We start from the raw sequence: 19,671 nt of genomic DNA, 5'->3' as shown, positions 1-19,671 counted from the left end.
CTAGCTAAACCTACAGATTCGCCTATCAAATAACCAAATAACCAAACACACTGCTATTAAAACCAGAAACCAACGCTTATCCAGGTATAGTGCTCTGTAGTATCAGGGCTCCAGCTATGTTTAACTTCTATTGGGCCAATAATGGTTTCCATACCATAGCCAAAAGCATAACCGCTGTATTTTGGGATAGAGAACATTTCGCCCTCATCCAAAAGGTTGCGCCCTACATTGGCAAAGTTAGCTGTAAAATTAAGGTGGTTTTTCTTGAGGAATTCCCAATCCAGCGTTGCCGCACCTTTTATGTAGCTATTACCCGATATGCTTAGAAAATCGTATCCGTAGAAATGACGAAAACTATTTGTCATGTGAAATCCGTAGCCCCCAAGAATAAAATCGAAGGTAGGTACACTTTCTTCGCCCAATGCAAAGCCAGACTCAGCCTGAAGCTCTACCGTAAGTCCGCTAAACAATTTTTGCGCCGTAGATATTTCACCTTTTATGATACTAAAACGGTTAAATCCGCCTGTGTAATTCGAAGACAGGAGATACGATTTGGCTTCTCCCGAAAAGAACCAGCCTTCACTGGGAAAATATTTATCGTCATACGAATCGAACTTTAGATATCCGTATACCGAAAGATAATCGCTGTTATCAAAAACAGGCGTTACATCTACCGTTTCCGATTTTACTTTCAGGTGCTTGTATTCTACACCTCCGCCCAAAAGAAAACGTTGGGCAAAAATGGTTTGCAGGTACGCCTGGTTTGTCCAGTCGGTAAAATCGATATTGGCCGAACCTGTACCCAGCATGTTACTAAAACTACCATCGGCAGAAAAATCGGCTTTAATATTCCTGTTGAAACTACTAAAGTACGAGTGCACACCATAGCTCAGGTGAAAGCCATTATCTATATAATAATCAAAATTATACCTGAAGTTATCGCCAAGCACAAGATCTAACGATGCCACATCGTTACGCAATAGCAGGTTTTTATGGGTATAATTAACCAGCACTGCGCTTTTATAAAGCCCGTCGTAATGCAGTCCGAATTTAATGTAACGGTCTATAGGGTTCTCCACAACATTAAGCCGAAGCGTTTCGCCATCGCCGCCTGTAGTAAAATTGTAGCCCAGTGTATTAAAGTTTTGGGTAGCATTAAGCCTTGTAATACCGTCATCGAGCTTTTTGTAGCTGATCTTGGTACCGGGCTTAAAATTAAGCTTACCAATTATGTACGAGCGCGTGTAGTTATTAAGTCCGCTTATGCGAATGTTGTCCACACAAATAGAGTCACGGGGCTGTATTTTTTGCTTTTCAAGCGAATGCCCTACGCCCAATGCTTTAAGCCTGTCGATCATCTTGCGGGCAGATTCTTCGCCCTTATCAATTATCTGTCGCCCTTCATCAAAAGATATAACTGTAAACCCGGCAATATCGGGTTTAATATACACATCTGTCTCTTTGCGCTTACCTTCCATCTTCTGGATCATCTGGTAATTATTGATCTGGATAAGAATACCGGTAGCACCTTTAATCTGGTCACGGTTCTTTAATGGGTCCTGAACATCTACCCCAATAATAATATCAGCCCCCATAGCCTTAACCTGTTCTATGGGATAGTTATTAGTAACACCGCCATCTATAAGCAGTTTTTCGCCAATGGCAACGGGAGAATATAGCGACGGAAATGCCCCACTTGCCAAAATAGCATCGGGTAGCACACCTTCGCGAAGCACTACTTCCTGTCCGGTTTCTATATCGGTAGCGATACACACAAACGGAATGGGCAGCTTATCAAAATCGCGGATATGCCTTACATGGTCTGTTAGCCTTGAAACGGTAGTATAATTGTAAAGCCCTTTAGAAAAGGCAGTAGGAAAACCAATTTTAAATCCTTTAAACGGAAGCGAAAGCGCATAGATCTCGTCGTTACGCTTCTCAAAAAAGTTCTTAGAGCTTCTTGGGGTAAAGTCGCGCAACAGCGCATCGGGATCAAGTGAGCTAAAAATAGAATCAAGCTGGTTTGCAGAGTATCCCGCAGCATACAATCCGCCTACAATAGCACCCATGCTGGTACCGCCAATGTAAGAAACCTCAACACCTGCTTCTTCCAGCACCTTAAGCACACCAATGTGCGCAAGGCCTTTTGCCCCGCCCCCGCTAAGCACTACACCCACTTTTGGCTTGTGCTTTTTCTCCTGTCCCATGACGGAACCGAAAACCGATAGCGATACTAGCAGGAGAAGCAGTTTTTTCATTGGGTTATTTATTCTTGTCTTTGTAAAACTCAGTTATTTTTTTGGCTTTAGACGGCCCCACAACTTTGGCAATTTCATCCTCGGGTGCGGCGGTCATCCGCTTTACCGATTTAAAATGCTTCAGCAGTGTCACCATAGTCTTCTCGCCTATGCCGGGTATGGTTTCCACCGATGTTTGCAGCGCGGCCTTGCTTCGCTTATCGCGGTGAAAGGTAATACCAAAACGGTGCGCTTCATTTCGCAATTGCTGAATGATCTTCAGCGTCTCAGATTTCTTGTCGAGATACAGCGGAATCGAGTCGCCCGGATAGAAAATTTCTTCCAATCGTTTAGCAATGCCCAATATAGTAATTTTCCCACGCAACCCCAAGGCATCTATACTTTTTAATGCAGAGGACAACTGACCTTTTCCACCGTCGATAATTATCAGCTGCGGCAATGGTTCGTTTTCGTCAAGCAGCCTGCGGTAACGGCGAAAAACAACTTCTTCCATAGAAGCAAAATCGTCGGGGCCAACAACGGTTTTTATATTAAAATGACGGTAGTCTTTCTTACTTGCCTTACCATCTTTAAACACCACACATGCCGAAACAGGGTTTGTTCCCTGAATGTTCGAGTTATCAAAACATTCTATATGGCGTGGCTCTTCGGGCAGGCGAAGGTCGGCTTTCATCTGCGCCATAATACGGTTGGTATGGCGGTCGGGGTCAACAATCTTAATCTGCTTCAGCTGATCCATTCGGAAGAAACGCGCGTTACGCTCCGAAAGGTCAAGAATCTGTTTTTTGTCCCCCAGCTTTGGTACGGTAACCGTTATATTTTCGCCTACACTTATAGGAAACGGAACCAGTATTTCTTTCGACATCAGTTTAAAACGGTCGCGCAGTTCTACCACGGCCAGCTCTAAGATTTCCTCATCGGGTTCGTCGAGCTTCTTTTTAATTTCCATCGTATGGCTACGGATAATTGCACCATGCGACACCTGAATGAAGTTTACATAGGCCATACTTTCGTCTGAAATTATTGTAAACACATCGAGGTTAGATATTTTAGGGTTAAAAACCGTGCTTCGTGCCTGGTAATTTTCCAGTACTTCTATCTTTTCTTTTATTTTCTGGGCTTCTTCAAAGCGCATATCCATTGCCAGATCCTGCATCAGCTTGCGGAAATCCTTAAGCGATTCTTTAAAATTTCCTTTTAATATCTGACGGATGGCATCTACATGGTCCTGGTACACACTCAATGGCTCGTGACCTTCACACGGACCTTTGCAGTTACCTAAATGGTACTCTAAACACACCTTATATTTTCCGGAACGTATGGTTGTCTCGTTAAGGTCGTAATTGCACGTACGCAACGGATACAGCTCTTTTATCAGATCCAAAAGCGTATGCACGGTCTTGAAACTGGTATAAGGCCCAAAATATTCCGACCCATCCTTTATCACCTTTCGGGTAGAGAACACCCTCGAAAACGGCTCACGCTTTATGCATATCCACGGATACGTCTTATCATCCTTAAGCATGATGTTGTAGCGCGGCTGAAGTTTCTTGATAAGGTTATTTTCAAGCAGCAGGGCTTCACTTTCGGTAGGCACAACAATGTGTTTAATAGATACGATCTTGCGCACCATCACGTTAGTTCGCCCGGTGTCGTGCACTTTATTAAAATAAGACATCACCCTTTTTTTAAGGTTCTTTGCCTTACCCACATAAAGCAGCTTGTCGTCTTTGTCAAAATACTGGTAAACACCCGGATTGTCGGGCAGGGTTTGTATCTGAAGTTCAAGAGGAGTACGCATACTGCAAAGTTAAAAACAAATAGCGAATGTTTGACGGTGGAATGGTGAGAGAGTTGTGTTAATTGTTTTTAAAGTCCTAAGCAGGATGCCGTCTCCGAAGGAGAGGGAGCAGCTTCGCTACATTACCAATCCGCGTAAATCTGCCCAGATCCGCGTCATCCGCGTTGCAATCATATTCCATATCTCAAAAATTCCTTACTTTTATCCTTTCATACTACCCTATGGCGATAAATAAGAACATCACGATACTTGGCGAAGAAGTTTTACCCGGCGAAAGCAGAACCATTACAATGGAAATTGCCCGCCTGCATACCATGACAAAACTTAAAATCCCAATAATTGTAGAGCGTTCTAAACTGGCAGGGCCAACAGTATTGTTTAGTGCCGGGCTGCATGGCGACGAAATTAACGGGATTGAGATTGTCCGCCAGATGATTGCCCGAAAGATCAACAAACCTAAGCGCGGAACGATTATCTGCATTCCTGTTATTAATATTTTCGGATTCGTAAACCAAAGCCGGGAATTTCCCGATGGTCGCGACCTTAACCGCGTCTTCCCCGGAAGCAAAAACGGATCGCTTGCCAGCCGCTTTGCCTATTACCTGCTAAAAGAGGTGATTCCGAATGTAGATTACTGTATCGACTTTCATGCCGGTGGTGCCAGCCGTTTCAACGCGCCACAAATTCGCATTGTACCCAATAACCCCGAATTGAAAGAACTGTCAGACGTATTTAATGCGCCTTTTACGCTATATTCAAAGAACATAACCGGATCATTTAGAAGTGCCTGCGGAAAACTGGGCGTTAAAATGCTTTTGTTTGAGGGCGGAAAATCACTGGATATTAACAATAATATCACACAGGAAGGTATTCAGGGAGCAAAGCGTTTCCTTGAACATTTCGATATGCTGAATCCGCAAAAGAAAGCACCTGTAGCCAACAACAATTCTATTTACATTGATAAGTCGGGATGGGTACGTGCCCGTTTTTCAGGGTTATTCCAGCACAGGGCTATTGCAGGCGATTTTGTTACCAAAGGCGATGTAATTGCGCTTATAACCGACCCTTTCGGAAAAGTAGAACACAAAGTTAAAGCACCAAACAGCGGCTATATTATCAATGCCAACGATGCTCCGATCGTGTATCAGGGCGATGCCATTTTTCACATCACGCAGAGTTATAGATTTTAGGTTTGGTTATTTGGTGATGCGGTTATTTAATAGATTTGATTGTGACTTTTAAGAATATTGCCACCTACAATCAAAAGTACCCACGCCCCAACCCCTATTCTTTGCGAATCTTTGCGCCTTCTTCGTGTATCTTTGTGAAACAACTGTGCAACAAATAAGCAAATCCACGAATCTACAAATAAACAATGCTTAAAAAAGACCTCCGCCTTCATTATAAAAACCTGCGCCAGGCATTGTCACTTGATGAGATTGAAGACAAAAGCCTTGCTATCGCCAACAATCTTTTAAAGATGGATATATGGGATAACATCTATTTTCACCTGTTCCTTACAATGGAAGAACAGCGTGAGGTGCATACGGAATTCATCCTAAATATACTTGCCGGAAAAGATAAAGAGGTGATTGTATCACGTTCGGATTTTGAAACACATACTATGATTCATTTTCTGCTGACGGATAATACGCGCCTGATGAAGAACCAGTTCGGCATACCAGAGCCTGTAGATGGTATAGAAGTGCCTTCTAATAAGATTGATGTGGTGTTTGTGCCTCTTTTAGCTTTTGACAATAACGGACAGCGTGTAGGCTACGGAAAAGGCTTTTACGACCGTTTCCTAAACGAATGCAAACAGGATGTTGTAACAATCGGCTTATCCTTCTTTGAAGCCGAAGAAGAAGCTATTGAAACTAATACCACCGATGTACCTATGGATTACTGTGTAACGCCTTTGAAAGTGTATTCTTTTGGTTAATAGTTGTCAGTTGCTGGTTGTCGGATGACAATCAGTTACTATGAGTCAAAGAATAGCGAGAAAGACGGTAAAGATCGTAATTGTGGAAATCTATTAACTGACAACCATCAACTGGCAACTAATTCTAGCTCTTCGCGAATGCCTTTTTATTAAACACTATCAATATACCAACTGCTACAGAGATAGCGGCATCGGCAATATTAAAGATAGCGTTGAAGAAGTTAAAGTGTTCACCTCCCCAGATTGGAAACCACGATGGGAAAGTACCATCAAATAGCGGAAAATAAAGCATATCTACAACTTTACCGTGAAATACGGTTCCGTACGGATGATCTGAGAATAACGTGGCAACCTGCCCGTGGCTATGGTCAAATATCAATCCGTAAAAAACAGAGTCGATTATATTACCAAACGCACCTGCAAGAATTAAAGCGATAGAAACGATAAGGTACGGAGAAAGCCTTTTCTTAACCGAATCGTGCAGCCACCAGCCAATTCCGCAAACGGCTACCAGCCTGAAAAGTGTAAGTATCAGTTTACCGTAAGATCCCGGTATCTGTGCACCCCATGCCATGCCCTCATTTTCTATAAAGCGAATCCTGAACCACTCAAAAACCTTAACCTCTTCATTAAGCATAAAGTTGGTTTTGATGTATATTTTAGAGATCTGGTCTATTACCAATATAAGAATGACAATAAGATAGGCTTTCTTTAAGGACATTTATTAAAATTTTACCCGCAAAAATAATGGAATTATTTGTATTGCAGTTATAAATTACATGAATTGGCACAAAATTATATAGGCTTTTTAATATTCATTACGACAGCACTGTTTGTCATCCTAAGGAACGAAGTATCTATTGGTAATAGCAGAGATTCTTCACTCCGCTGCGCTGCATTCAAAATAAAAGAACCCAATAACACTTACTGTTTGTCATTCTGAGGGACGAAGGATCTATTCGTAATAGCAGAGATTTTTCACTCCGCTGCGCTGCATTCAGAATGACAGAACATAATAACACTCACCGTTTGTCATCCATAGGAATGAAGGATCTATTCGTACAACAGAGATTCTTCACTCCGTTGCGCTGCATTCAAAATAAAAGAACCCAATAAAACGTACTGTTTGTCATCCTGAGGAACGAAGGATCTATTCGTAATAATAGAGATTCTTCACTCCGCTGCGCTACATTCAGAATGACAGAACCCAATAACACGTACTGTTTGTCATTCTGACGAAGGAAGAATCTAAAATTTTATATTTTTATACTTTAAACCAGAATTGATGCAAAAGACTTTAGGCACACATAATTATTATGTCTACATACTAACAAACAGAACAAAAACAGTATTGTATACGGGATTTACAAATAAATTAAAAAACCGACTTCATTATCACCAGAATCCTGAGCCGCACTCTAAAGCTTTTACAGCCAAATATAAATGTTGGCACCTTGTGTATTGGGAGCATTATCAGGATGCAGAAACCGGAATTGATCGTGAAAAAGAAATAAAAGGGTGGATAAGAGCGAAAAAGGATGCTTTAATAAGCGAATTTAATCCTGATTGGAAATTTCTGAATGATGAAATAGATTAGATTCTTCACTCCGCTGCGCTGCATTCAGAATGACAGAACCCAATAACACGTACTGTTTGTCATCCTGAGGAACGAAGGATTTATTCGTAATAGCAGAGATTCTTCACTCCGCTGCGCTGCATTCAGAATGACAAAACCCAATAACACTTACTGTTTGTCATCCTGAGGAACGAAGGATCTATTCGTACAACAGAGATTCTTCACTCCGCTGCGCTGCATTCAGAATGACAGAACCATATAACTCGCACTGATTGTCATTCTGAGGAACGAAGGTTCTATTTGTCATAACAGAGATTCTTCACTCCGCTGCGCTGCATTCAGAATGACAGAACCCTATAACTCGCACTGTCTGTCATCCTGAGGAACGAAGGATCTATTCGTAATAACAGAGATTCTTCACTCCGCTGCGCTGCATTCAGAATGACCGAACCTTATAAAAACAAAAAACCGCCCTTGTTGGGGCGGTTTCTATCTTGTTATCGTTGCATGTTCTTAGCTTCGATGCTCATTGTAGCATGGGGAACCAATTTTAGCCTTTCTTTGTTGATTAGCTTTCCGGTTACTTTGCAAATGCCATACGTTTTGTTTTCAATACGTATTAGCGCATTCTTAAGGTCGCGGATGAACTTCTCCTGGCGGATAGCCAATTGTGAGTTCGCTTCTTTAGACATTGTTTCGCTGCCTTCTTCGAAAGCCTTAAACGTAGGCGACGTATCGTCGGTACCGTTGTTAAGGTCGTTCATATAAGCGCTGCGTATCAGGTCTAAATCGGCTTTAGCTTTCTCAATTTTTTTGCTAATTAATTCCCTAAACTCTGCAAGGTCAGCATCAGAGTATCGTATTTGCTCATCTACCATTGTCAATCTATTTTGAAATTAATAATAAGGTTTTAATGTCATCAAATTCTATTTCCACACCGTCAGCTACATCCTGTCCAAATATAAGCTCATCGGTAAGTGTCTCACTTTTAATATAATCTTCATTCGCCATAACGGCATCCTGTAAGATTTTATTGTCCTGCAGGGTTACCTTAATTCTGTCGGTTACTTCAAAGCCGCTGTCTTTCCGGATGTTTTGAATCCTGTTAACCAGCTCTCTTGCAATACCTTCTTTCTTAAGGTCATCGGTTAGCGTAATGTCTAACGCTACGGTAATACCGCCTGCGTTTGCTACCAGCCACCCCGGTATATCCTGCGATGTTATCTCTACATCCTCAGATGTTAAATTAACACTTTTTCCTGACACTACAACATCAAGATTACCCTCTTTATCTATAGTGTTGATCTGCTCCTGAGTAAAATTTTGTATCTCTTTAGAAATCAGACCCATATCTTTACCAAAGCGTGGTCCTAATGCTTTAAAATTCGGTTTAACCTGCTTAACAAGTACACCCGAAGCATCATCCATAAGCTCAATATCTTTAACGTTAACCTCAGCTTTAATAAGTTCGGCAACAGCCTCAATTTCAGCTTTCTGATTTGCGTCAAGTACCGGTATCATTACCTTTTGCAGCGGTTGACGAACCTTTATCATCTCCTTCTTCCTTAGCGAAAGTACAAGCGACGAAATGGTCTGCGCCTTCTGCATCCTGCTTTCAAGTGATTTATCAACAAAGTTATCACCATACGCTGGAAATTCGGCCAAATGTACACTTTCAAAAGATTCTTGTTGTGAAGCTTGTGTTAAATCTTTATACAGCCTGTCCATGAAGAATGGCGCAATTGGCGCACCAAGTTTAGACACAGTCAGTAAGCAGGTATAAAGCGTTTGATAAGCCGCAATTTTATCCTGTGCATACTCGCCTTTCCAGAAACGGCGGCGGCATAAACGCACATACCAGTTACTCAGATTTTCCTGAACAAAATCAGATATAGCCCTGGCAGCTTTTGTAGGCTCATAATCGGCGTAGAAGCTGTCTACATCTTTTATAAGCGTGTTCAGTTCAGATAATATCCAACGGTCAATCTCCGGCCTTTCGTTAAGCGGCACTTCCGGCTCTGCGTATGAGAAACCATCGATATTCGCGTAAAGCGAAAAGAAAGAGTACGTATTATATAAAGTACCAAAGAACTTACGGCGCACCTCAGCCACACCTTCAATATCGAACTTAAGGTTATCCCAAGGGTTGGCATTGGCAATCATGTACCAACGCGTAGCATCTGGGCCATATTCGGCAAGGGTGGTAAAAGGATCTACGGCATTGCCAAGACGTTTCGACATTTTCTGTCCGTTCTTGTCGAGTACAAGTCCGTTAGACACAACATTTTTGTACGCCACCTGATTGAAAACTAATGTTCCGATAGCGTGCAGCGTATAGAACCATCCACGTGTCTGGTCCACCCCTTCTGCGATAAAATCGGCAGGGAAAGCAACGTTGTTATCAATCAGTTCTTTGTTTTCAAACGGATAGTGCCATTGTGCATACGGCATAGCCCCACTATCAAACCAAACGTCTATAAGGTCGCTTTCGCGCTTCATAGGTTTGCCTGATGGCGAAAGCAGCGTAATGCTGTCTACCACGTTTTTATGCAGGTCGATAAGGTCGTAATTTGCATCACTCATATCGCCCGGTGTAAAGCCTGCAAACGGATTTGTATCCTGAACACCCGCAGCAATTGCTTTTTCTATTTCGCTATACAGCTCTTCGGCAGAACCGATAAGCACTTCTTCGGTTTTGTCTTCAGTCCTCCATATCGGAAGCGGAATACCCCAATAGCGAGAACGGGAAAGGTTCCAGTCGTTAGCGTTTTTAAGCCAGTTACCAAAACGGCCCTCACCTGTAGCTTTAGGCTTCCAGTTGATCGTATCGTTAAGGTCGAACATACGGTCTTTAACATCGGTCACTTTAATGAACCAGCTGTCAAGAGGGTAGTATAATAATGGCTCATCTGTTCTCCATGAGTGTGGGTAGCTGTGAACGTACTTCTCTACTTTAAAGGCTTTGTTGTTCTCTTTAAGGTAGATCGATATTTCAACATCTGCCGATCTTTCGGGAGCAGTGCCAGCATCATAATATTCATTTTTAACGTACTTGCCCGCAAGTTTAAGCGGCTGTCCGTTAGGATTGTCAAGAGTGCCCTGGTGCGACGTAAATTTACCCTGAAGGTCTACAAGAGGAATAAGGTTTCCGTTTTCATCTTCCACAAGCATTGGCGGCACTTCGGGTTTAGCTTCTTTAGCTACCTTGGCATCATCTGCACCAAAAGTAGGCGCGGTGTGCACGATACCTGTACCGTCTTCGGTAGTAACAAAATCGCCCGATATAACACGGAACGCATCCTGCGGATTCTGTGCAGGCAGTACGAACGGCAATAACTGTTCGTAACGGATGCCAACAAGAGCTGCACCTTTTGCTTCTGCAACTATTCGGTACGGAATTGTTTTATCGCCAGCATTGTACGCGTCGAAATCGGCGTTGTTGCTGGTTTCCACAAAGTTTTTACCAAACTGTTTGCCTACAAGGTTCTTAGCAAGAACAACATTGATAGGCTGGAAAGTATATTGATTATACGTCTGTACCAAAACATAATCAATGTTTGGCCCTACGGTTAATGCTGTATTACTTGGTAGTGTCCACGGCGTGGTTGTCCATGCCATGATGTCGATATCGCCAAAGCCTTTAAGTACTTCAGGCAATGAATCGGCAACGGTTTTAAACTGCGCCACGATGGTAGTATCGGTCACGTCGCGGTAGGCACCGGGCTGGTTAACCTCGTGAGAGCTTAGTCCTGTACCCGCTTTAGGCGAATACGGCTGTATAGTGTAGCCTTTATAAAGAAGGCCTTTATCGTAAATTTGTTTCAGTAGCCACCAAACACTTTCCATGTATTTGGGTTTGTAGGTAACGTATGGGTCTTCCATATCTACCCAATAGCCCATTTTTTCGGTAAGGTCGTTCCACACGTCGGTGTAACGCATTACAGTGCGCTTACAGGCTTCATTATATTCTTCTATCGATATGGTTTTACCGATATCTTCTTTGGTAATGCCCAGTTCTTTTTCGGTACCAAGTTCTACCGGAAGGCCGTGGGTATCCCACCCTGCCTTACGTTTTACCTGATATCCTTTTTGGGTTTGGTAACGGCAAAAAATATCTTTAATAGCACGTGCCATCACGTGGTGAATACCGGGCAGGCCGTTTGCCGACGGCGGCCCTTCAAAAAACACATATTGCGGTTTGCCCTCGCGGGTAGTAACGCTTTTGTCAAATATATTCTCTTTCTTCCAGAAATCAAGCACTTCGCCAGCCACTGTAGGCAGGTCAAGTCCTTTATACTCAGTAAACTTATTACTCATTATACTACGTTCAAAAAAATTGATTTGCGAAAGTAACAATTTTTTCTTTGCGAAAGCAGAAATAGAAAAATATACAGGCAGAATAACGGTTTCGTAAAAAGGGCCGGAGAATTTTTGTTAAATCGGTAAAAGTTTTCTAAAAATAAATGTTTGATTTATAATTCTGATAATCGATTATATTTGCGCCCACCAATTTTACAACCAAATGAGAAAACTTTTAGCTATAGCAATCGCTATGATTTTTGCAGCATGCAGCAGTGATGACTCAGAAACTATCAATCAGTATCCAAAAGGAATAGTATTAAAAAGCCAGGCAGAAGTTGACGCATTTGCCGCCCTTGGACTAACTGAACTTAACGAAAAACTTAGCATCGGATTTATTGGCTTAGGCGCAACCGATATTACATCTCTCGCAGGCTTAAAGCATCTCAAAAAAGCAAATAGAATTGACATTGTCGAAAATCCAAACCTGAAAGATCTTGCAGGACTGGAAAATCTACAGAAAGTTGATACACTGATAATTAACAACAATATTTCGCTTAAAGACTTAAAAGGATTACGCCAATTATCTGACATTATGAGTCTTGGCCTATACTCTAATTACGCCCTTACTAATTTACAAGGTCTGGAGGGAATTACATCTATCGATCAACTTGACATCAGCTACAATAACAATCTTAACACATTGCAGGGAATTAATAACCTCGTAACTATAAATATTTTAAATATAACACTAAACGATAAATTATTATCCCTAGAAGGGATTGACTCCCTTACTTATATAAAAAATATCTTCATACAAGGCGGTGTATTATCTTCCCTGCAACTGTTAGCAAATGTGAATATCGCAGAGACTATAGAGATCATGAATAGTCAATTAGTAAACCTCTCCGGACTTGAAAATATTACTACACTCAAATATCTTCGCTTATCCAGTAACGATTACCTGGAGTCGTTTAACGGACTGGATAATCTAGACACTGTTAACACGCTTCATGTTACACAAAACAAAAAACTTACATCAATAAGCAGCCTTTCATCGCTGAAAAAAATTGAGGGTACCGGCGAATATTACTTTGACCTGCATATAATCAATAACAATGCATTGCAATCTTTGGACGGGTTGCAAAACGCTACGGCTGGATTTAGCAGAATCGTCATTAGTAATAACACAGTGCTTAACGACTTCTGCGCTTTAAAAAACATGGTAGCCAATAGTAACTCCATTAACTTAACTATTAGTGAGAACCCATTTAACCCAACCATTGAAGATATAAAAGGCGGTAACTGTAGCTTAAACTAATAAAGTCCCACCTAACAGTGGGGTTTTCATTTTAAATTTTTTATTACTATTGCAAAAATTTAAGGGTAATGAAAAAACTGCTTCCGTTATTGTTTCTGGCACTAACATCGCTTACCGTTTCGGCGAGAGACTGGCATACGTACAAAGATCCGTTTAAGGTATTTACGGTTCGGTTTCCTGCTGCGCCTGCCACAACGGTAAAAGACATACCGTCTAAAGCCGGCGTTCTAAAGGCGCATTTTGCAGTATATAACGCAGTATCGGATGCCGAAGCCAATAAAAAATATCTTGCCTCTATTACCGCTGTTCCTAAAAACAGGTCACGCGACATTGAAGACACTTACGACGCCTTAATGAAAGGCGTAAAAGGATCGGTACGCAACAATAAAGCCACCCTTATAGATGCCAGGCGCATCATGATGGATGGCCGCCCGGCTATGGAAGCTGTTATGACTACCAATAACGGCACCACCATAATACGCTCTAAAACATTTTTTGTAAAAGACTATCACGTAGGGCTAATGGTATATACATCTGTTAAAAAGAAAGACAACGCCGATTGTAAACAGTTCTTCGCATCGTTTGCTTTGATAAAGTAACCGCAGCCGGTTTTTTACTATCACGCCATACCGTTAATGCGTAATTTGTACAAATAATACACCGCGTACTGCAAGCAATGCCGGTTATAATTTGTTACTTTTGTATAGATACAATCCAAAAAATACAGTCTATGCCCGTTATAGTAAAATTTATCGTTAGTAATGAAGAGAACGCCCACAAGGTGTCGCAGATAGCAAAACAGCACTTTAAAAAAGTGGTAAAAGATATAGATATCGATAAAGAATATTCGGTTTTTAACTTCCTGGATAAGGCCAACTCCTTTACCCGCGAGTGGCTTATGAGCTTTGATGTTACCGGAGAAGACGAAGACAGGCAGGAAGAGCCGCTTTCTTTTGCAGAACTGGTTTCGGCGCACATACCTACAGAGATTAAAGGAAGCAAACCGCTGTTTATAGAAAAAACCATTCCGTCTACAGACGAAGGAACCAACAAAGTAATTAACCGTGTACTGGAAATTGCAGCGCAGCGCAGGCATGATATTGTATGGGCAGAAGTTCCTGCAGCAGACACCACAATTATAAAAGCCTACGAAGACGCAGGATTTAAAGAAAACGGCAGGCGCAACAATGCACTGCTGTTTACTAAAGAAATATAACAGGAAGCCTTTCAGCAATGAAAGGCTTTTCTTTTAACACTCACATTGTAAATCATTTGGCATAAAAATTGTACATTCATAAAACTAAACCTACAATCAAATCTAAACCAAATGAAAAAATTATTACTTACTTGCTTTGTAGCTGCTCTTGCATTTTCATGCAGCGACGACGACACTAAACCCGCAGAAACAGAGTACAATTATTCAATATCATTACATAGCCAGGCAGAAGTAGACGAGTTTGCCGCTAAACGATATACTAAAACAGGCTCTGTTTATATTGAGCAAAGCAGCGATATCACAGATATTTCGGGACTGAGCACTATTAAAGAAATTGAAGGTGTACTGGTTGTACGCAATAATGCCAAACTTAAGCACCTGCATGGGCTGGAGAATATAAAAAGCATTGCAGGACTTATTGAAATCAGCATTAATCCTGAGTTGCAAAGCCTTGAAGGAATGCCTGTCCTTGGGCATTTTGAAAATACTATTACTGTTAGCTATAATAAATCGTTGGCAGAACTGCATGGTCTGGAAAGCCTTACTTATGCCGACCAACTTATCATATCAAATAATAAATTGCTGAATAACCTTAACGGATTAGAAAACCTTAAAGCCGTTGGACAAATGCAGCTAAAATACAATGAAGCTCTTAGTTCATTAGATGGACTAAACCAATTGTCTGAAGCAAATGCTATAAGTATCAGTGATAATTTTGAGCTGACCGATGTGTTACCACTAAGCAACCTGAGAAAAATAAACAACTTAGCAATAACGGGCAATAAAAAACTACAATCACTAAAAGGTTTAGAAGGCATCACAACTTTAAGCCGACTAGCAGTAGAGTTCAACTTTATACTTCCGTCACTTGAAGGTCTTCATAACCTTACATCGGTTAATGATATATCTATTTGGAGTAATTCTTCGCTAACAACATTGGAGCATCTTAGCAGCATGACAGCTATAATGCAACAGGAAGGCTTTAGCGGAAATAACTTTTACATTAGGGATAACGCCAAACTTACTTCATTAAACGGCCTCCAGAACATAACTGCTTTTACGGGCGAGGTTCAGATAAGTGACAATGCTGCACTTACCAACCTTTGCGATGCACAAAACATCTTAGCAAATGGTACCATGAAAAAAGCACCGATTATAGACAAGAACCTGTATAATCCAACCGCACAGGATGTTGCGGCAGGCACGAATTGCAGTATCGACTAATTGATATCTTAAAAATAGTACACTGGCCTTTCAGCGATGAGGGGCTTTTTTTTGGACTGACATTAAATTTATTATTCCGTTTGTCGATTATTTTAACATTGTAAATAATGTCCTTCTTTTATTAAAAAGGTTTATATTACATTTGTTTTAACAATCTTTTTAATGGCTATTGCCCCCAAACAATAACTCCATGAGCCAACGCTCCTGCTTTTTGATTGATGATGACGAAGATGACCGCGAGATATTTGCAATGGCACTTAAAAAGGCCAATGCCGATTTTGTATGCAGTATGGCAAAAAATGGAAGAGATGCCCTGGATATAGTGGCAAATTCTGATTTTGTACCCAACTATATTTTTATAGACTTAAACATGCCGATGGTATCGGGTCGCGATTGCCTTTCTGCCCTAAAAAGGGTAAAACGTTTTGAAGGTGTTCCAATTATTGTATATACCACATCGTCGCACAGTACAGATATTAACGACACCAAAAAACTGGGTGCCGATCATTATCTCGTTAAACCCACAAGCATTGTCGTTCTGTCTCAGTTATTAAATGATGTTTTTACGAAAAACGATCTGCCTTTTTTGCTTTCAGAAGTGAATTAACACACTTATTTTCAATTTTTTAGCGTAATAAATTTATGTTCTGGTAAATTAACTATCTTTACCTATCTACACAAATTATGTTCATTATGGAAAGCACTAAAGACCCAGTTAAAGAAACCGAAACTTTTGCGCCGAGCATGAGTCCGGGTTTTAATGCCTCTATTTTTAACGCCTTGCCTGTTGCAGTATATACCTGCGACAATAAAGGATATATAACCTACTTTAATAATGCCGCTTTAAAGCTATGGGGACGTAAGCCTACATTGGGCAACGACCGTTGGTGCGGCGGGTTTAAAGGCTATACAGAAGACGGAACCTTGCTTTCTGAAGATTTTTGCCCCTATGGGCAGATGATAAACATTGGTAAAGTATTGCCGATGGATACCTTTATCTTAGAACGCCCCGACAATACTTTTGTAAATGTTCAGCCTAATCCTTCGTTGTTGTATGATACTGCAGGTAATGTAACCGGAATTATAAATGTACTTACAGATATCACAGCAAAAAACAAAGAGCAACACACATCGCTTAACGATGCTGTAAACTATAAGCAGATATCTGACTCACTGGAAAAAACAGTTGAAGAAAAAAGCCTGAACCTTAAAAAGAGTGAAGAACGCTATCATAGGATGATCGACGAGATGCAGGATTATGCTATTCTTATGCTCGACCCCGACGGTTACATACTGAACTGGAATAAAGGTGCAGAGAAAATTAAAGGGTACTCTGAACAGGAAATTATTGGGCAGAATTTCAGGATTTTTTACATGGACGAAGATCTTGCAGCCAATTTACCGGAAACGCTTATACATAAGGCTTCGGTAAACGGCCGGGCCAAAAACGAAGGATGGCGTTTGCGCAAGGGCGGAACCAAATTCTGGGCGCAGGTGGTAATAACATCTATGTATGATGACAATAAGAACCTTATAGGCTTCTCTAAAATAACCCGCGACCTTACCGAACGCAAACTGTCTGACGACCGACTTGCCATTTATGCCCGCGATATAGAATTCAGGAACAAACAGCTTGAGGAATATGCCTATATAGCGTCGCACGATTTGCAGGAGCCGTTGCGCAAAATACAGGTGTTTGGCGAGATGCTCCAGGAAAGCCTTAATGACCCTGAAACTATTAAACGCTACCTCGATAAAATAAATGCCAGCGCAGCACGAATGACTACTCTTATTAAAGACGTACTTAAATATTCGCAGCTTTCCAGTACCGAGGAACTTTTTGAAACTACCCATCTTAACATAGTACTTCAATATGTACTGGAAGACTTTGACCTGGCACTTGACCAGAAAAAAGCAATTGTAAACATGACCGATCTGCCCTCAATTAAAGGCATTCCCATTCAGCTGCACCAGCTTTTTTCAAACCTTATAAGCAATGCCATAAAATTTAGCAGTGCAAATCCTGTACTTAGTATATCGGCACAAAGTCCGTCGGATCAAGATTTCGGGGAGCATCAATTCCTGCAGCCGAAATTAACCTATACTAAAATTATCTTTAAAGATAATGGGCAGGGTTTTGAACAGCAGTATGGCGACCAGGTATTTAAAATGTTTAAGCGCCTTGGCAATACTCCGGGAACAGGTATTGGGCTTGCCCTTTGCAAAAAAATTACAGAGAACCACAATGGCGGCATAAGTGTAAGCAGTCAGCCGGGCATTGGTACGGAGTTTAGTATTTTCTTACCGCTGGTTTAACGTAAACAAAACACCGTTTGTAAGCATAGTCCGATTCGTTGTTCTATGTTTGCGCACTAAAATATATTCCCTCGAATATCATTTACTCCTGTCCCCCGCTGCTTCCCTACTGCATTGGGGGATTTATTTTTTACATATTACAGCTAAACTGCGATACCTTCCGGGGATAATATAAGTCAAACATTTTTTAAGTTTCTCATCTTCACCTTTTAACTTTTATTTGCCTAAAAACAAATTATATAGATGGTACATTTGTTATGCATCCACTACTGAATTTACAACAGCCCCATTGTATTATTCAAACCATTAACTATGCCCCCATTTAAAAAAGAAGACTTAAGATATACCTATAACTGGGACGAAGATTCACTTGCAAGAACGTTCAGATCTATACATCTGGATGATGTAATCGACCGCAATAACGGCTACCAGATACTCGAGTTCATAAACCGTTTCTTATTACTTAACGGGCTCTTTGCATTGAGTTCTATGCACAGGCTCGAAAAATTGATCTGTAAATACATGCCCGAAAAGATAAATACCCGGTCTGAAATGAAGACGTGGCTGGGACAAAACTGGAACAAGCATTTTCATTAGAGTAGCCATTTAAACCGATATAGTTCAATTGAACGCGGATGACGCAGATCTTCCCTGGTTCATCTGCATTCAAAATTGTAAATTTGTAAAAACAATCCTTCTTTCAAATGAAAAAGCACCTTACATTTTTACTCGCCTTTATACTATTTACATCTGCCTATGCGCAGGAATTTAAAACCGTTACCTATTTTGCTAACGATACTCTTGCCCTGGAGATGGATATTTTTATCCCAAAAAACAAAAGCAAAGAAAAACTGCCGCTTGTAGTACACGTTCACGGAGGCGGCTTTGCTGTTGGCGAACGCAAATGGGACCATGCTTTTACAAAACAGGCAGCAGCACAGGGATTCGTGGCTTCCAACATTAGCTACACACTGTATATGAAGGGTAAAAGCTTTAGCTGCGACGGTATATTACCGGAAAAAATCAAAGCCATACAAATTGCTGCCAACCAAATGCAACAGGCCGTTGTTTACTTTATTAAGAATCAGGATAATTACAACATAGACACAAAAAAGATCTTTATTTCGGGAAGCAGTGCCGGTGCCGAAGCTGTACTTCACGCCGCTTTCTGGGATAAAAAAATGATGAAAATGTATCCGGGGCAGCTTCCGGCAGACTTTAAATATGCAGGAATCATTTCGGGAGCCGGGGCAATTATGGATATCAATCTTATTACGCCGAAAAACCTCATCCCAACCATGCTGTTTCACGGTAGCTGCGATGTTACCGTGCCTTACGGAACAGCAGCCCACCATTATTGCGAACCGGGTACTCCGGGCTGGCTGATGCTGTTTGGATCGTATTCTATTTTCAACCATATTACCGACCTGAAAGGCAATGTTAAACTGGTAACGTTTTGCGGTGGAGGCCATGAATACAGCGCCGAATTGTTTACGAAGGACTATCAGCCATCCATCGACTTTATGAAAGCCGTGCTTAAAGGCGAAAAACAGCAAAGCCATACCATTGTAGCTACAGGAAAAGAGTGCAGCAAATATGCTGAATATGATTTTTGCAGGTAAAGTCGGTATTGGAACGCGGATGACACAGATGGTACGAATTTGCGCAGATTTTTAATACCTCTGAAAAGATAATTTTATTAGTTTAGCTAAAATCTT

The 19,671-nt window shown here is 41.2% G+C and carries 16 protein-coding genes; 11 read left to right on the top strand and 5 right to left on the bottom strand.

From position 1 onward, the window contains the following. Window positions 1-56: 56 nt before the first annotated feature. Together ALW18_10965 and ALW18_10960 are read right to left on the bottom strand one after the other, a co-directional pair. Entirely contained in the window at window positions 57-2,258 is a 2,202-nt protein-coding gene (locus ALW18_10965) for a patatin (protein ID AOE52989.1), read from the bottom strand. 4 nt (window positions 2,259-2,262) lie between these two features. Then, window positions 2,263-4,059 carry an excinuclease ABC subunit C gene (locus tag ALW18_10960; protein AOE52988.1) on the bottom strand — a complete coding sequence of 599 codons (1,797 nt, stop codon included), beginning with the start codon at window positions 4,057-4,059 and terminating at the stop codon, window positions 2,263-2,265. 221 nt (window positions 4,060-4,280) lie between these two features. Here ALW18_10960 and ALW18_10955 point away from each other — a divergent pair, with 221 nt between their 5' ends. Further along, on the top strand, window positions 4,281-5,249 hold the full coding sequence (locus tag ALW18_10955; GenBank protein ID AOE52987.1) for a succinylglutamate desuccinylase: 969 nt from the start codon (window positions 4,281-4,283) through the stop codon (window positions 5,247-5,249). Between the two features lie 185 nt (window positions 5,250-5,434). Beyond that, window positions 5,435-6,001, top strand: a complete 567-nt coding sequence (locus ALW18_10950; protein ID AOE52986.1) for a 5-formyltetrahydrofolate cyclo-ligase — start codon at window positions 5,435-5,437, stop codon at window positions 5,999-6,001. Window positions 6,002-6,125: 124 nt separating this feature from the next. Here ALW18_10950 and ALW18_10945 read toward each other — a convergent pair whose 3' ends face one another. Next, complete coding sequence (locus tag ALW18_10945) at window positions 6,126-6,722, bottom strand: lipoprotein signal peptidase (protein AOE52985.1); 597 nt, start codon at window positions 6,720-6,722, stop codon at window positions 6,126-6,128. Between the two features lie 564 nt (window positions 6,723-7,286). Here ALW18_10945 and ALW18_10940 point away from each other — a divergent pair. Then, entirely contained in the window at window positions 7,287-7,598 is a 312-nt protein-coding gene (locus ALW18_10940; protein AOE52984.1) for an endonuclease, read from the top strand. 476 nt (window positions 7,599-8,074) lie between these two features. Here ALW18_10940 and ALW18_10935 read toward each other — a convergent pair whose 3' ends face one another. Together ALW18_10935 and ALW18_10930 are read right to left on the bottom strand one after the other, a co-directional pair. Then, the gene (locus ALW18_10935; protein AOE54387.1) at window positions 8,075-8,455 is read right to left on the bottom strand and encodes a molecular chaperone DnaK; all 381 of its coding nucleotides are present in this window, start codon (window positions 8,453-8,455) and stop codon (window positions 8,075-8,077) included. Window positions 8,456-8,462: 7 nt separating this feature from the next. After that, window positions 8,463-11,894, bottom strand: coding sequence for an isoleucyl-tRNA synthase (locus ALW18_10930; protein AOE52983.1), 3,432 nt, complete (start codon window positions 11,892-11,894; stop codon window positions 8,463-8,465). Between the two features lie 205 nt (window positions 11,895-12,099). Here ALW18_10930 and ALW18_10925 point away from each other — a divergent pair, with 205 nt between their 5' ends. From ALW18_10925 to ALW18_10890, 8 genes are all read left to right on the top strand, one after another. Next, the gene (locus ALW18_10925) at window positions 12,100-13,197 is read left to right on the top strand and encodes a hypothetical protein (protein ID AOE52982.1); all 1,098 of its coding nucleotides are present in this window, start codon (window positions 12,100-12,102) and stop codon (window positions 13,195-13,197) included. A gap of 68 nt (window positions 13,198-13,265) precedes the next feature. Continuing rightward, window positions 13,266-13,796: a hypothetical protein gene (locus tag ALW18_10920; GenBank protein AOE52981.1), complete on the top strand. Its 531-nt coding sequence runs from the start codon at window positions 13,266-13,268 to the stop codon at window positions 13,794-13,796. 131 nt (window positions 13,797-13,927) lie between these two features. Then, a complete protein-coding gene (locus tag ALW18_10915; GenBank protein ID AOE52980.1) occupies window positions 13,928-14,413 on the top strand; it encodes a hypothetical protein in 486 nt (161 codons plus the stop codon). Between the two features lie 111 nt (window positions 14,414-14,524). Beyond that, entirely contained in the window at window positions 14,525-15,637 is a 1,113-nt protein-coding gene (locus tag ALW18_10910) for a hypothetical protein (GenBank protein ID AOE52979.1), read from the top strand. A gap of 190 nt (window positions 15,638-15,827) precedes the next feature. Beyond that, window positions 15,828-16,244, top strand: coding sequence for a hypothetical protein (locus tag ALW18_10905; GenBank protein AOE52978.1), 417 nt, complete (start codon window positions 15,828-15,830; stop codon window positions 16,242-16,244). A 77-nt stretch (window positions 16,245-16,321) separates the two neighbouring features. Then, window positions 16,322-17,953 carry a diguanylate cyclase gene (locus tag ALW18_10900; protein ID AOE52977.1) on the top strand — a complete coding sequence of 544 codons (1,632 nt, stop codon included), beginning with the start codon at window positions 16,322-16,324 and terminating at the stop codon, window positions 17,951-17,953. A gap of 312 nt (window positions 17,954-18,265) precedes the next feature. Beyond that, on the top strand, window positions 18,266-18,550 hold the full coding sequence (locus tag ALW18_10895; protein ID AOE52976.1) for a hypothetical protein: 285 nt from the start codon (window positions 18,266-18,268) through the stop codon (window positions 18,548-18,550). 107 nt (window positions 18,551-18,657) lie between these two features. Further along, on the top strand, window positions 18,658-19,575 hold the full coding sequence (locus ALW18_10890; protein AOE52975.1) for an esterase: 918 nt from the start codon (window positions 18,658-18,660) through the stop codon (window positions 19,573-19,575). The last annotated feature ends 96 nt before the right edge of the window (window positions 19,576-19,671 follow it).

The organism is Flavobacterium psychrophilum (assembly GCA_001708385.1).
Taxonomy (GTDB): Bacteria; Bacteroidota; Bacteroidia; order Flavobacteriales; family Flavobacteriaceae; genus Flavobacterium; species Flavobacterium psychrophilum_A.
This window is presented reverse-complemented; position numbering and strand designations above follow the sequence as displayed.

Excerpts from the sequence above, each read along its gene's own strand:
- ALW18_10965 (AOE52989.1), bottom strand. The coding sequence starts at position 2,258 with ATGAAAAAACTGCTTCTCCTGCTAGTATCGCTATCGGTTTTCGGTTCC.
- ALW18_10960 (AOE52988.1), bottom strand. The coding sequence starts at position 4,059 with ATGCGTACTCCTCTTGAACTTCAGATACAAACCCTGCCCGACAATCCG.
- ALW18_10955 (AOE52987.1), top strand. The coding sequence starts at position 4,281 with ATGGCGATAAATAAGAACATCACGATACTTGGCGAAGAAGTTTTACCC.
- ALW18_10950 (AOE52986.1), top strand. The coding sequence starts at position 5,435 with ATGCTTAAAAAAGACCTCCGCCTTCATTATAAAAACCTGCGCCAGGCA.
- ALW18_10945 (AOE52985.1), bottom strand. The coding sequence starts at position 6,722 with ATGTCCTTAAAGAAAGCCTATCTTATTGTCATTCTTATATTGGTAATA.
- ALW18_10940 (AOE52984.1), top strand. The coding sequence starts at position 7,287 with ATGCAAAAGACTTTAGGCACACATAATTATTATGTCTACATACTAACA.
- ALW18_10935 (AOE54387.1), bottom strand. The coding sequence starts at position 8,455 with ATGGTAGATGAGCAAATACGATACTCTGATGCTGACCTTGCAGAGTTT.
- ALW18_10930 (AOE52983.1), bottom strand. The coding sequence starts at position 11,894 with ATGAGTAATAAGTTTACTGAGTATAAAGGACTTGACCTGCCTACAGTG.
- ALW18_10925 (AOE52982.1), top strand. The coding sequence starts at position 12,100 with ATGAGAAAACTTTTAGCTATAGCAATCGCTATGATTTTTGCAGCATGC.
- ALW18_10920 (AOE52981.1), top strand. The coding sequence starts at position 13,266 with ATGAAAAAACTGCTTCCGTTATTGTTTCTGGCACTAACATCGCTTACC.
- ALW18_10915 (AOE52980.1), top strand. The coding sequence starts at position 13,928 with ATGCCCGTTATAGTAAAATTTATCGTTAGTAATGAAGAGAACGCCCAC.
- ALW18_10910 (AOE52979.1), top strand. The coding sequence starts at position 14,525 with ATGAAAAAATTATTACTTACTTGCTTTGTAGCTGCTCTTGCATTTTCA.
- ALW18_10905 (AOE52978.1), top strand. The coding sequence starts at position 15,828 with ATGAGCCAACGCTCCTGCTTTTTGATTGATGATGACGAAGATGACCGC.
- ALW18_10900 (AOE52977.1), top strand. The coding sequence starts at position 16,322 with ATGTTCATTATGGAAAGCACTAAAGACCCAGTTAAAGAAACCGAAACT.
- ALW18_10895 (AOE52976.1), top strand. The coding sequence starts at position 18,266 with ATGCCCCCATTTAAAAAAGAAGACTTAAGATATACCTATAACTGGGAC.
- ALW18_10890 (AOE52975.1), top strand. The coding sequence starts at position 18,658 with ATGAAAAAGCACCTTACATTTTTACTCGCCTTTATACTATTTACATCT.